This is a genomic window from Streptomyces sp. NPDC054961 (assembly GCF_053609145.1).
Map to the genome: position 1 here is coordinate 72,501 of NZ_JBSGWY010000027.1, position 11,857 is coordinate 84,357.

General features: G+C 73.9%; 13 protein-coding genes. 9 read left to right on the forward strand and 4 right to left on the reverse strand.

All coding sequences use genetic code 11. The features are described 5' to 3' along the window. Nucleotides 1-130: 130 nt before the first annotated feature. Entirely contained in the window at nucleotides 131-1,861 is a 1,731-nt protein-coding gene (locus ACWF9Z_RS23500) for an FG-GAP-like repeat-containing protein (RefSeq protein WP_453604879.1), read from the reverse strand. 146 nt (nucleotides 1,862-2,007) lie between these two features. Between ACWF9Z_RS23500 and ACWF9Z_RS23505 the strand changes: the two genes are divergently transcribed. From ACWF9Z_RS23505 to ACWF9Z_RS23520, 4 genes are all read left to right on the forward strand, one after another. Continuing rightward, the gene (locus tag ACWF9Z_RS23505) at nucleotides 2,008-2,805 is read left to right on the forward strand and encodes a VOC family protein (protein ID WP_453604948.1); all 798 of its coding nucleotides are present in this window, start codon (nucleotides 2,008-2,010) and stop codon (nucleotides 2,803-2,805) included. 232 nt (nucleotides 2,806-3,037) lie between these two features. Next, nucleotides 3,038-3,562, forward strand: coding sequence for a DUF3995 domain-containing protein (locus tag ACWF9Z_RS23510; RefSeq protein ID WP_453604881.1), 525 nt, complete (start codon nucleotides 3,038-3,040; stop codon nucleotides 3,560-3,562). 101 nt (nucleotides 3,563-3,663) lie between these two features. Beyond that, on the forward strand, nucleotides 3,664-4,110 hold the full coding sequence (locus ACWF9Z_RS23515) for an RNA polymerase sigma factor (protein ID WP_453604950.1): 447 nt from the start codon (nucleotides 3,664-3,666) through the stop codon (nucleotides 4,108-4,110). After that, nucleotides 4,107-4,613, forward strand: coding sequence for a hypothetical protein (locus ACWF9Z_RS23520; protein ID WP_453604883.1), 507 nt, complete (start codon nucleotides 4,107-4,109; stop codon nucleotides 4,611-4,613). The genes ACWF9Z_RS23515 and ACWF9Z_RS23520 overlap by 4 nt, the downstream gene beginning before the upstream one ends. A gap of 49 nt (nucleotides 4,614-4,662) precedes the next feature. Here ACWF9Z_RS23520 and ACWF9Z_RS23525 read toward each other — a convergent pair whose 3' ends face one another. Continuing rightward, nucleotides 4,663-5,598 carry an aminoglycoside phosphotransferase family protein gene (locus ACWF9Z_RS23525; protein ID WP_453604884.1) on the reverse strand — a complete coding sequence of 312 codons (936 nt, stop codon included), beginning with the start codon at nucleotides 5,596-5,598 and terminating at the stop codon, nucleotides 4,663-4,665. A 165-nt stretch (nucleotides 5,599-5,763) separates the two neighbouring features. Here ACWF9Z_RS23525 and ACWF9Z_RS23530 point away from each other — a divergent pair, with 165 nt between their 5' ends. Then, nucleotides 5,764-7,323: a hypothetical protein gene (locus tag ACWF9Z_RS23530; protein WP_453604886.1), complete on the forward strand. Its 1,560-nt coding sequence runs from the start codon at nucleotides 5,764-5,766 to the stop codon at nucleotides 7,321-7,323. A gap of 7 nt (nucleotides 7,324-7,330) precedes the next feature. On the opposite strand, the gene ACWF9Z_RS23535 is transcribed toward ACWF9Z_RS23530, so the two are convergent. Continuing rightward, on the reverse strand, nucleotides 7,331-7,714 hold the full coding sequence (locus ACWF9Z_RS23535; protein ID WP_453604888.1) for an ATP-binding protein: 384 nt from the start codon (nucleotides 7,712-7,714) through the stop codon (nucleotides 7,331-7,333). A gap of 152 nt (nucleotides 7,715-7,866) precedes the next feature. On the opposite strand from ACWF9Z_RS23535, the gene ACWF9Z_RS23540 reads away from it, so the two are divergent. Together ACWF9Z_RS23540 and ACWF9Z_RS23545 are read left to right on the forward strand one after the other, a co-directional pair. Further along, nucleotides 7,867-8,652, forward strand: coding sequence for a helix-turn-helix domain-containing protein (locus ACWF9Z_RS23540; RefSeq protein WP_453604890.1), 786 nt, complete (start codon nucleotides 7,867-7,869; stop codon nucleotides 8,650-8,652). Further along, on the forward strand, nucleotides 8,649-8,834 hold the full coding sequence (locus tag ACWF9Z_RS23545) for a DUF397 domain-containing protein (RefSeq protein ID WP_453604892.1): 186 nt from the start codon (nucleotides 8,649-8,651) through the stop codon (nucleotides 8,832-8,834). The genes ACWF9Z_RS23540 and ACWF9Z_RS23545 overlap by 4 nt, the downstream gene beginning before the upstream one ends. Here the strand turns inward: ACWF9Z_RS23545 and ACWF9Z_RS23550 are convergent. Continuing rightward, a complete protein-coding gene (locus ACWF9Z_RS23550) occupies nucleotides 8,812-9,612 on the reverse strand; it encodes a TetR/AcrR family transcriptional regulator (RefSeq protein ID WP_453604894.1) in 801 nt (266 codons plus the stop codon). The two genes, ACWF9Z_RS23545 and ACWF9Z_RS23550, sit on opposite strands and share 23 nt — an antisense overlap. Before the next feature lie 121 nt (nucleotides 9,613-9,733). Between ACWF9Z_RS23550 and ACWF9Z_RS23555 the strand changes: the two genes are divergently transcribed. Continuing rightward, entirely contained in the window at nucleotides 9,734-10,816 is a 1,083-nt protein-coding gene (locus tag ACWF9Z_RS23555; protein ID WP_453604896.1) for an ABC transporter ATP-binding protein, read from the forward strand. Continuing rightward, nucleotides 10,813-11,715 carry an ABC transporter permease gene (locus ACWF9Z_RS23560; RefSeq protein WP_453604898.1) on the forward strand — a complete coding sequence of 301 codons (903 nt, stop codon included), beginning with the start codon at nucleotides 10,813-10,815 and terminating at the stop codon, nucleotides 11,713-11,715. The genes ACWF9Z_RS23555 and ACWF9Z_RS23560 overlap by 4 nt, the downstream gene beginning before the upstream one ends. Nucleotides 11,716-11,857: the final 142 nt, after the last annotated feature.

Here is an 11,857-nt window from a genome sequence, read left to right on the forward strand (position 1 = left end):
GTGTACTGGCTGCAGTGCCTCGCCCCCCCCCTGCTAGCGAGTACCCCCCCCCCCCGGGGGGGGGGGGGGCGCCCGGGGGCCCCCCCCCGCCCCCCCCCCCCGCGGCCCCTTCTCACGTGCCGGGAGCGCGCTAGCCGATCGCGCGGATGGCGTTCCAGCCGCTCTGCCCGACCGTGGTGCGGGTCCCGTCCGCCGGGTCGCCCGCGCCGTTGGTGCCGCCGGCGTAGAAGAGCAGCGTGCCCGTGCCCTCGTTGGTGGTCGCCCACAGGTCGGCGACCCCGTTGCCGTCCGCGTCGCCGGCGCCCGCCAGCAGCGGCCGGTTGACGGACCCGTAGCCGTGCCCGTACTCGGTGCGCTCGCCGAAGGTGCCGTCGCCGTGGCCCCGGTAGAGCCACAGCTTCTCGTCGTTCGCGTCGCGCGCGAACAGGTCGACGCGGCCGTCGTGGTCGGCGTCGCCCGCCGCGCTCAGGTTCATCGGGGACCAGCCGCGCAGGCCGATCTGCACCCCGGACTTCACGCCGGGGTTGGCGGCCGGGTCGCCCGCGTAGAGCCACAGGGTGTCGCCGAGGGTGGCGATCACGTCCGGGTAGCCGTCGCCGGTGGCGTCGCCGACGCTGACCACCTGGGAGTCGGCGGGGAATCCGGTGCCGATCCGTACCGGGGAGGCCAGGGAGCCGTCACCGCGGCTGGGGTAGACGCGCAGCTCGGTGCCGACGCGCGCGACGAGGTCCTCGGTGCCGTTGCCGGTCCAGTCGCCGCGGTGGGAGACCGAGGCGCCGGCCCAGCCGCCGCTGCCGATCTCGGCCGGGGCGCCGCTGACGCCTCCGTTGCCCTGGCCGGCGTACAGGCGGAGCTTGCCCGCGTCGTCGACGGCGACCAGGTCGGACCCGCCGTCGCCGTTCATGTCGCCGGCCCTCGGGGCGCCGCGCAGTACGGCGGTGACGGGCGCGTGGTCGGAGACCCCGCTCGGGGCGCCGCTGGTCGGCTCGTTCGGGGTGGTGTCCATCCGCGCCGAGTCGATGGCGCAGGAGCCGAAGCGGCTCGCGCCGACCGCCTTCGTGGTGAAGAGGTGGTCGAGCTTGTTCCAGGAGTGCCCGCCCGTGCCGACCGTGTCCCAGCCGTGGTACGTGAACCCGTCGATGCAGCTGTCGTAGGCGCCGGTCAGCGGCGCCATCTCGGCCGCACCGGCGTTGCGGTTGAAGTCGCCGCCCAGGACGGAGCCGCCGGGGGCGTGCGCGTCGAGGAACGCCTTGACGTTCTTGATCTGCTGGGCGGCGCGGCTCGCCTGGCCCGGGATGATGTGCGTGGTGCAGGGCGTGGTGCTCCAGCCCTCCACCGCCACGCACAGCGCCGACAGGGTCTGCTGGTCGTCCGCGGACGCCGGCAGCGTGTTCTCGGCCCAGGATCCGGTGACGTTGCCCTTGACGGCCAGCAGGATGCCGAGGTCGCCGGTCAGTCCCGCCCGGCAGTCGGTGCGGCCGTCGGGGCGCGCGCCCTTGGCGTGGCGGACGGACCATGCGCCGCCGAGCCGCTCCTGGAGCAGCGCCATGTGGCTGCCGGGGGCGCCGCCGCAGACCTCCTGCAGCATCACGACGTTGGCGCGCCGCTCGTCCACGACCTTCTTGACCTCGTCCATCTTCGCGGCGGGCTGGTCGCGGTACGGGCAGTAGCCCGCGTCGCCCCGGTTGCCGCCGGCCTCCCCGCAGATGTTCCAGGACACGACCCGGATCTCGTTCTGCGGCGTCACCGCGACCGGGACGGCCCGGGCCGGGGGCGCCGCGACCAGCCCGGTGCCGAGCGTCGCGCCCAGAGCCGTGACGGCCGCCGCCACGGATACGAGCATCCGTACGGATCTCTTCAATTCCCCACCCTTGTCCGTGCGATGACCGGCGGATCTCCCCCCGGCCACCACCATGATCACCCGAACGGCCCGGTTCGGGCCGCACGGCCCGGGTAGGGGACGGCCCGTCCTTCCCCTACCCACCCCCGGAGGGCCCCGTGCCCGACATGAACGGCCCCTACAAGCCCGGCACCCCGTGCTGGATCGACCTGATGGTTCCCGACCAGCAGGCCGCCCTCGACTTCTACGCCGACCTCTTCGGCTGGCAGGGCGAGATCGGCCCGGCCGAGCAGGGCGGATACTCCGTCTGCACCCTCAAGGGCAAGCCCGTCGCCGGCATCATGAAGGCGATGAACCCGGACGGCACGGTCCCCGACCCGATGCCGCCGACCGTGTGGACCACGTACCTGGCCACCGACGCCCTCGACGCCACCCTCAAGTCCGCCACCGACGCGCGCGGCCGGATCATCATGGGCCCGATGGACGTCATGGACCTCGGGCGGATGGCCGTCCTCGCGGACTCGACCGGCGCCGTCTTCGGCCTGTGGCAGGCGGGCACCTTCGACGGCGCGGGCATCGTCAACGAGCACGGCGCCCTCATCTGGAACGAGCTCAGCACCGGCGACGTCGCCGCCGCGGCCGCGTTCTACTCCGCCGTCCTGCCGGTCACCACGGCCCCGTCCGAGATGCCGGACGCCGAGGGGTACACGGAGTTCAAGGTCGGCGGCCGCGCGGTGGGCGGAATGATGGACCTCAAGAACCTCCCGCCGGGCACCCCGCCGAACTGGCTCCCGTACTTCCACGCGGACGACGTGGACAGCATCCAGGCCGCCGCCGTCCGCGCCGGAGCCTCCGTCCTCGCCCCCGCCTTCGACATGGCGGCGGGCCGCATGGCCGTCCTGGCCGACCCGCAGGGCGCGCCGTTCGCGGTCATCAAGGCGAGCGCCCCGGAACAGCCGGCCTGACCGGGGCACGGCGCGCGGGCCGGAGCCCGCGCGCGGGAGGGGACCGCTCCGCCTGACGGGGCCGCCTCGTGTGGCGGGCGCCCGGTGCGACGTCTCCGCCTGATGTGACGGGGCCCACAGGGAACGTTTCCCCTGGGGGCCCCCTCCTCTGTGTGCCAGAGCGTTTTCACGGCCGGGGGGACACACGATGGGGGACACCATGGAGCACGCGACGGGGCCGTCGGCTCACCCGATGAGGACGCAGACACGGACGGGGACGAGGACGCAGGCGGAGGCGACGACGGGGCCGAAGACCGACGCCGAGCCGGGGGCGCTGACCGGCACGACGCGACGGCGTACCGGCCGGGCGCTCGCGGCGCTGCTCGCCGCCGACGGGCTGATCCACCTGTACTGGGCCACCGGCGCCACCTGGCCCGCACCCGACGAGCGGACGCTGTCCCTGGCCGTGCTCGGCACGGAGGTGTCCTTCGGCCCGCCCGTGGTCCTGCCGCTCGCCGCCCTCACCCTCACCGGCGCCGCCGCCGTCCTCGCCCACACGGAGGGCCTGGGCAACCGGCCCACCCGCCTGGCCGCCCGCCTGATCACCGCCGCCGTCGCCGCCGGGCTGACCGTACGGGGCCTCGCGGGCCTCGGCTGGGCGGCCGGACTCCTCGACAGCCCGCCGGACGGCCCCTTCCGCACCCTCAACCTCGCCCTCTACACCCCGGCCTGCCTCGCCTTCGGCTGGGCGGCGGCCCGCCTGGCGAGGGCGCGTTGACCCCGGCGGCCGCGCCGGGCAGCCCTCCGGCCGGCCCCCTCACCCAGGCCGCCCGCGACCGAGGGGTCGCCCTCGCCCGCGCGGCCCGGGGCGGCGACACCCTGGCGCTGCACGACCTCCTCGACCACCTGACCCCGTACATCGCCCGGATCTGCACCCCGATCGCCCTCGCGGACGGCCCGGACGCCACGCAGGAAGCCCTGCTCGCCGTCTTCCGGTCCCTGCGCGCGCTGCGGGATCCGGAGACCCTGTACGGCTGGGTCCGGTCCATCGCCGTCCGCGAAGCCGTCCGCACCGCCCGGCGCGCGGCCCGCGACCGCCCGGCCGAGCTGGCCGACGTACCCGGCCGGGGCGACCCGCAGCTCGCCACCGACATCGACGACGTCCTGGCCCGGCTCTCCCCCGCCCACCGGGCCGTCCTCGTGCTCCGGGACGTGGAGGGCCTCGACGAGGAATCCGCGGCCGCCGTCCTCGGCGTCCCGCCCGGCACCGCCAAGTCCCGCCTGCACCGGGCCCGTACGAGCTTCCGAAAGGCGTGGTCCTCATGACGTTCCCGCTCGCGCACACCGCCGCACACTCCCCCGGCACGGTCGGCCGGCTGCGCGTCATGGCCGCCGGTGTCCCCGGAGCCCGGGTCGTCGAACAGGTGGTGCCGGCCCCCGTGGAGGCCGTCTGGGCGGTGATGTCCGACCTGGAGGGCGAGTTCGGCCGCTTCCAGCCGGACATGCGCACCGTCCGCGTGCTCCGGGTCACGGGCGACCGCGTGGAGGCCCTGGCCCGCAGCAGGTACGGGCTGCGCGCCCACTTCCGCGGCGTCCTGCGCCCCGGCTGGTGCTGGCTCCAGAGCCGCTTCCTGATCATCGGCATGGCCGCCGCCCCGGAACCCGGCGGCGGCACCCGCGTCGCCCTGACCGGCGGCGTACGCGTCCCCGGCCGCGCGGCGATCGTCCCGCTGGGCGCGGAGCGGGAGCTGCGGGAGGCGATGGGGCGGCTGGCCGGGCGGCTGGCGGGGCGGGTCGGGGAGACGGGGGGTGAGGAACGGCCTCGCTGACGACCTGACGTCCCCGCCGCTCCAGGTGAGCCGACCCCCGCGGGGCTGCTCAGATGCCCAGCAGGTCGGCCAGGACCCGTGCTTCGCGCATGACGCCGAGTCCGCCGGGGATGTCGCCGTCGTTCGCCACGTAGAGGGCGGTCTCCACCCGCCGGGCGACGCCCCAGGCCTGGAGCCTGCCGGCGGTCTCGCCGAGGGCATCGGCCATCAGGGCGAACCGTCCGGCCAGCACACGGCCGGGGTCGGCGTGAGCGAACGGGTCGTCGATCTCCGCCAGGAGCGGCCACGGGTCGTATCCGGGGTCGCCGGTCATCGGCTTGGCGTCGATGGCGAGCCATGGACGGCGGGCAGCGCTGACCACGTTGCCCGCGTTGAAGTCGCCGTGCACCACGACCTCGCGCGACGCCGTGGCCGGGAGCTCGCGCAGCAACCGGATCCCGTGCGCCACGAGGCCGGCATCGAAGCCGGGCCGGAGCCGCTCCATACGCTCCTCGGTGAGGCCCGCCCACTCCGCGGTGACGTCTGCCAGCCGCTCCAGCCCCGTCGGCTGCGGCACCGGCGCCCGCCACAGCTCGCGGAGGATGTCCGCGCCCGCCAGCAGTCGCTCTTCGGCGCTGAGGTGGTTCGCCGACCGGAGGGGGTGGCCCGGGTCGCACCGCTCCAGCAGCAGTGCGTGGTGCTCGGAGTCCTCCCCCAGGAGACGCACGGCTCGGTGTCCGTCCCACAAGCGCAGTGCCTCGGCCTCACCGGCTGCTTCCCGGTGGGGCCAGCTGATCTTCAGTACCACCGGGAGCCCGTCCGGCAAGGTGGCGGGCGCCACCCACGAGCAGCTACCGCCGTGGAACGGGGCCTGAAGGTTCAGGGACCATCTGGCGCGCATCCGGGCCACGGCCTGCGGCAGTCCGTCCAGCCATGCGCGTCCGGGACCGCTTCCGCCGAGGGTGTCCATGATCGGGAGGGTCGAAGGGAACAGTTCCGCCGTCACCGGGTCTCCTCCTCGAACATGTCGGCCGTGGCGTAGTCGGCCGTGGCGTAGGGGCAGCAGCCACAGCCACAACCCATCTTGTCTGAGCCGTGATCTGTTTGCGGACCGGAATCCTCCCCACCGCCCCTAACCTGATCATGTTCAAAACGGGGAGGGAACCCAGACATGCAGTTCAAGCGCATCGCCGCCGTGGCCGCCGCAGCAGTGGTCGGCCCGACGGTACTCATGACCACGCCCGCGATGGCGGACGAGCAGCACCAGCCGGCCGTGTCCGTACCGGACACCGCGCCGAAGGACGACGCGGCGCCCGGCGCCGAGCCGACGCCGGAGACCCACCCGGCGACCGAGCACGCACCCGCGCCCGAGACGGCCCCGGCCGCCCCGGCCGCCCCGGTCACCCCGGTCACCCCGGTCACCCCGCCGGTCGCGCAGCCCGAGGCCCCGGCGCCCGCACCGGTCTCCCCGGCCCCGGCGGCCGGAGAGACGGCCAAGGCAGAGACCCCGAGCGTCCTGTCCGACTCGATCCTCCTGGGCCCGGACGTCACGGTGGCGGGCATCCCGAAGGCCGGCTTCACGCCGGACGGCAGCTGGACCCCGCTGACCGTGACGGTCGACAACTCGGCCCACACCGAGGTCAAGAACTACACCCCCCGGCTCACGTTCACCCAGGAGCAGGGAAAGCTGAAGCCCGGCCAGATCAAGGTGGAGCGGCTCGTCACGGACGCGGGGGGCCACACGTCCTGGAAGGCCGCGGACTTCTTCGGCGGGGACAACGACCACTACTTCACCTACGGCCTCGGATCGAACCCGTCCGTCGCCCGAGAGTCGGTCTACACGATCGACGTGCGGATCAGCTTCGCCGCCGAGACGGCGGTGGTCCCGTTCAAGCTGGCCTCCGACGGCCTGAGCATCCGCGCGGACGGCGGAAGGGCCTGGACCGGCACCACCTGGTACGAGACCAACATCGTCGGCGCGACCGCCGACCCCAGCGCCCCCGAAATCGTCGACGGCCCGTCGCTCTCCCTGACCGGTCTTCCCGCCGAAGGCTTCCGGGCGGGCGGCCGCTGGCAGGAGATCGGCCTCCACGTCGACAACACCGGCAAGCAGGCCCTGGAACGGTTCAGCCTGGCTTTCGCGGCGGAAACCCCGGACTTCTCCCCGCTGCGGCACGAGGTCGTCCAGGTCGAGCTCTACGGAAAGAACGGCTGGGCGCCGGTCGGCTACTCCTACGCGGACGGGGTGCTCGTCTACTTCGACCTCGGGACCGGCCCGATCGCCGCCGGAGAGATCCACGACGTCAAGCTGCGCGTCCGCTTCACCAAGGACGCCCCGCTGGGTGACATCCGGCTGCGCCCGGCCGGCGGCGCGGAGGACGACCTCGGCTCGGGCGAACACCACGTGTACGTCATCAGCCCCGCGAAGGCCCGGCTGACGAAGATCCTCGAAGCTGGTCCGGTCACCGACGAGGGCAACGACCCCGCACCGAACGGCGGATCGAAGCCGATCACCGACGCGGGCACGGGTACGGGTACGGGGACGGGCAGCGGCACCGGCACCGCCACGGGCACCGGCACCGGCACCGGCACGCAGACCGGCGGCCAGCTCGCCGCCACCGGCAGCGACCCGGCCTCCACCTGGGCGCTCGGCGGAGCCGGCGTGGCCCTGGCCATGGGCGCCGCCCTGGTCGCCGGCACCGGCCGGCACCGCCGCCGCGCGACCGCCTGAGCCTCGGTCAGCGGAACTCGCACCAGACGACCTTGCCCGGCGCCCGGGGCAGTACGCCCCAGGCGTCGGCGAGGGCGTCCACCAGCAACAGGCCGTGCCCCGGAGGCCGTTCGGTCATCCGGGAGAGCCCGGGCCCGCTGTCGTGGACCTCGACCCGGACCGTGGCGTCGAAGGCGAGCAGCCGCAGCAGGTACCCCCGGCCGCGCGGGACGCCGTAGCGCAGGGCGTTGGTCGTCAGCTCGCTCACGCAGAGCGACACGTCGCCGTCCCGGCCGGGCCTCCCCCACCCGTGCAAGGTGTCACGGGTGAACTGGCGCGCGGCCGCGACGGACTGGGGATCGCGCAGGTAGAGCCGCTCGATCAGGAGGGCTGCTTGCGTATGCGGATTCACGGGACGATGGTCGCGCGCGGTCACTAGCGTGTGACTGAGCGCCGACCCGTACTCCTGGATGAGTACGGGTCGAAGCGGGGTAGTCCACGCGCAGGGGTGGGGAGTTCGCTGTCATGCCACCGAGGAAACGAGCGAGGCCGAACGCGACGACCATGAAGATGGTCGGCACGCAGGTGGCCGCGGCCCGAACCGCCAAGAACCTGACCCAGAAGCAGCTCGGAGAGCTGGTCCGGCTGGACGCGGAGACCATCGCGTCGATCGAGCAGGGGCGGCGGGCGCTGATGCCGAACGTCGCGGAGTTGATAGACCGGAATCTGGGGCTGCCCGGGCTGTTGACCGTCGCCGCCAACGGGATGCCCGAGTTGGACGCGACACCGCCCTGGGCGGAGGAGTACATGGACCTGGAGTACACCGCGGTCGCCATCTCCTGGTTCGACAATCAGGTGGTGCCGGGCCTGCTCCAGACGGAGGACTACGCCCGAGCCGTGTTCAGGTGCCGCGTCCCGGCCCACCCGGAGGCGGAGGTCGAGTCACTGACCTCTTCACGGATCGCCCGCCAGGAGATCCTGCGCCGCCCCACCCCGCCGACCCTGAGCTTCGTCGTCTGGGAGGCGGTCCTCCGCGATCGCCTCGGCGGCGACGAGGTGCATGCGGAGCAGCTGCGGCACCTGCGCGCCTGCGCGGGTCTGCCGGACGTGAGCTTGCAGGTGATGCCGCTGGGGCGGACCTCTCATGCGGGCCTCAACGGCCCGTTCACCATCCTGGAATCCCATGACCACCAGCACCACGGCTACACCGAAAGTCAGCGTGGCAGCCAGCTCGTCTCGGCCCCGGACGAGGTCAGCATCCTGGCGCGCAAGTATGCAATGCTGCGGACCCAGGCCCTCAACGCCGAGCAGACACGGGGCCTGTTGGACCGCCTGCTAGGAGAGACATGAGCGCCACGACCGCACTGCAGTGGTTCAAGTCCAGCTACAGCGGTGACGAAGGCGGCCAGTGCCTGGAAGTGGCCGTCTGCGCGACCCAGGTGCACGTCCGCGACAGCAAGGTCGCCGACGGCCCCGTCCTCGACCTCGCCCCCGCCGCCTGGGACGCCCTTACGGAGTGGACCGCTCGCTGATCAGTTCGGCCAGGCCGTCCAGCAGGCGGCCCAGACCGAAGCGGAACTGGAAGTCCGGCTCGTCCGAGCCGGTGAACGCCGAGGAGTCCAGCAGCCGCGTCACCGACGGGTGGCGCTCCGGGTCGGTCAGCAGCCGCAGCATGCGTACGTACTGGCCCACCACCTGGTCCGGTGAGACCCCGGACTTCACGATGGCGTCCATCATGTCCGCGGCCATCGTGGCCTCGTTCCGTACGAGCCCGCCGATCAGGATGATCGTGGAGAGCTTCTCGCTCTCCTCCAGGCCGGTGCCGGCGAGCGCGGCGAGCCCGCGTTCCATCCAGGCCAGCTGGTTCGGGGTGGCCGGCGGGGCCGTGATCGGGATGCGCAGGATCCAGGAGTTGGCCATCAGGACGGCGCGCTGCGCGTACGCCCAGTCGGTCAGCAGCTCCCGCCAGCCGGCACCGGGGACCTCGCCCGAGCCCGGATCCCCGGAGGGTCCCGGTTCCGGCGGGGTGCCCACGCCCGCGTCCGACATCAGGATGTAGAGCTCTTCCTTCGCCGTGACGTACCGGTAGAGGGACATCGTCGAGACGCCCAGCTCCTTGGCCACCCGGCCCATGGAGACGGCGTCCATCCCCTCGGTGGCGGCCAGGGACACCGCCGCCTCCACGATCCGGGGAAGCGTCAGCGTGGGGCGCGGCCCCTTGCCGGGGCGTTCGCGCAGGCCCCAGGCCATTTCCAGGCTCGCCGGGAGCCCGGTGCCTTCCACCGGTTCCCTCTCCGGCTCCTTCGCCATGGCCGCCCGCTTCCACTCTCGTCGTTGACCCACATCCTAGTTCTGTGTATTACTTACACAGAAGCGCGTACTGCATACGCAGAACGCAGACTCGAGCATGCAGAAGGGAGCGTGGCCTCCGATGACCACGAACGACCTCGGCATCCGCGCCACCGGCCTCACCAAGTCCTACGGCGACCTCCACGTCCTCGACGGCGTCGACCTGACCGTCCCGCGCGGGAGCGTCCTCGCCCTCCTCGGCCCCAACGGCGCGGGCAAGACCACCACGGTCCGCCTCCTCGCCACCCTCACCGCACCCGACGCCGGCACCGCCCGCGTGGCCGAGTTCGACATCTCCACCGAGCGGGCCCAGGTCCGCCGACGCATCAGCCTCACCGGGCAGTTCGCCGCCGTGGACGACCTCCAGACCGGCGCCGAGATGCTCCGCACGGCCGGCCGGCTCTCCGGCCTCTCGGCCCGCGCCGCCCGCGCCCGCGCCGACGAGCTCCTCACCCGCTTCGGACTCGCCGAAGCCGCCGCGCGCACGGCGAAGACCTACTCGGGCGGCATGCGCCGCCGCCTCGACCTCGCGGCGAGCCTGGTCGCCCGGCCCGAGGTGATCTTCCTGGACGAGCCGACCGCCGGGCTCGACCCGCGCAGCCGCCAAGACCTCTGGGAACTCGTACGGGAACTGCGCGCCGACGGCACGAGCGTGCTGCTCACCACCCAGTACCTGGAGGAGGCCGACCGGCTCGCCGACCGCGTGGCCGTCCTGTCCGGCGGCCGGATCGCCGCCGAGGGCACCCCGGCCGAGCTCAAGTCCCGCGTGGCGGGCCACCGCCTCGACCTGACCCTCACCAGCCGCGGCGCCTACGACTCGCTGGCCCCGCGCGCGGCGGGGCTCGTGGCGGGGCTCTCCGCAGGACAAGCGGCAGGGCTCGCGGCGGGACACGTGGAAGGGCTCGCGGCGGGACAGGCGACAGGGGCGGCCACCGGGACGGTGGACTCGCCCACCGCTGCCGCGGGGGCGGCCGCCTTCGCGGCCGAGGGTCCCACCCTCGCGCCGGAGGAGCTCGGCCTCAGCCTGCCCACCGACGGCAGCGCCGCCCACGTCCGGTCCCTGCTCGACGCACTCGACCCGGACCGCACCGCCGTGGACCGCTTCACGGTCCGCGGCGCCACCCTCGACGACGTGTTCCTCACCCTGACGGGAGCCGCTCCATGAACCCCTCCATGACCCCCTCCGTCCCCGCCTCGGCACCCACCTCCGGGATTGCCACCGGGACCGCCACCGGGACTGCCCCTGTGACCGCCACCGGGACCGCCACCGGGACCGCCGTCCCGGCGCGGCCCGCCGTGCCGCCGGCCCGCCCCGCCACGGCCGTGGCGGCCCTCGCCCTGGCCGGGCGCAGCCTCCGCATCAGCCGCCGCCAACCGGACGCCCTGATCACGGCCTTGATGCTGCCGGTCATGCTGATGCTGATCTTCGTCTACTTCTTCGGCGGGGCCATCGACACCGGGACCACCTACGTGACCTACGTGGTCCCGGGAGCGATGCTGCTCTGCGCGGGCTTCGGCGCGGCGAGCACCGCCGTCAGCGTCGCCACCGACATGCGGGACGGCGTGATCGACCGCTTCCGCTCCCTGGACATCGGCGGCGTCCCGATCCTGGCCGGACACGTCACGGCCTCGGTCCTGCGCAATCTCGTGTCCACCGGCCTGGTCCTGGCCGTCGCCCTCGCCATCGGCTTCCGCCCTCAGGCCTCGCCGGCCGGTTACCTGGCCGCGGCCGCGCTGCTGGTCGCGTACATCACCGCGATCTCCTGGCTGGCGGCGACGCTCGGGCTGCTCGCCGGCACGCCGGAGGCGGCGGGCGGCTTCACTTTCCTGATGATGTTCCTGCCGTACCCGTCCAGCGCGTTCGTCCCCATCGACACCATGCCCGGCTGGCTCCACGGCTTCGCCGACCACCAGCCGCTGACCCCGGTGATCGAATCCCTCCGGGCCCTGCTCCTGGCCCAGCCGGCGGGCGACGCCCCCTGGGTGGCCCTGACGTGGTGTGCGGGCATCGGCGTGGTGTCCGTGACCCTGGCGGCCGTCCTCTTCGAACGGCGGACGCGGTAGGTCCGGGGCGGGGCCGCCGTGCCGTGCGGTGATCGCCGCCGCGGGGCGCCGGGCAGGAGGGGCGCCGGCGCGGGGGCGGGGGCCCCGGGGGGGCGGGGGCGGCGCGCGGGTGGGAGATCGCGCGGCCCGACCCCCACACACA

What these genes read in the sequence shown, in the direction of transcription:
- ACWF9Z_RS23550 (WP_453604894.1), bottom strand. Translation starts at nt 9,612, where the DNA reads ATGGCGAAGGAGCCGGAGAGGGAACCGGTGGAAGGCACCGGGCTCCCG.
- ACWF9Z_RS23540 (WP_453604890.1), top strand. Translation starts at nt 7,867, where the DNA reads ATGAAGATGGTCGGCACGCAGGTGGCCGCGGCCCGAACCGCCAAGAAC.
- ACWF9Z_RS23510 (WP_453604881.1), top strand. Translation starts at nt 3,038, where the DNA reads ATGAGGACGCAGACACGGACGGGGACGAGGACGCAGGCGGAGGCGACG.
- ACWF9Z_RS23560 (WP_453604898.1), top strand. Translation starts at nt 10,813, where the DNA reads ATGAACCCCTCCATGACCCCCTCCGTCCCCGCCTCGGCACCCACCTCC.
- ACWF9Z_RS23545 (WP_453604892.1), top strand. Translation starts at nt 8,649, where the DNA reads ATGAGCGCCACGACCGCACTGCAGTGGTTCAAGTCCAGCTACAGCGGT.
- ACWF9Z_RS23555 (WP_453604896.1), top strand. Translation starts at nt 9,734, where the DNA reads ATGACCACGAACGACCTCGGCATCCGCGCCACCGGCCTCACCAAGTCC.
- ACWF9Z_RS23530 (WP_453604886.1), top strand. Translation starts at nt 5,764, where the DNA reads ATGCAGTTCAAGCGCATCGCCGCCGTGGCCGCCGCAGCAGTGGTCGGC.
- ACWF9Z_RS23520 (WP_453604883.1), top strand. Translation starts at nt 4,107, where the DNA reads ATGACGTTCCCGCTCGCGCACACCGCCGCACACTCCCCCGGCACGGTC.
- ACWF9Z_RS23505 (WP_453604948.1), top strand. Translation starts at nt 2,008, where the DNA reads ATGAACGGCCCCTACAAGCCCGGCACCCCGTGCTGGATCGACCTGATG.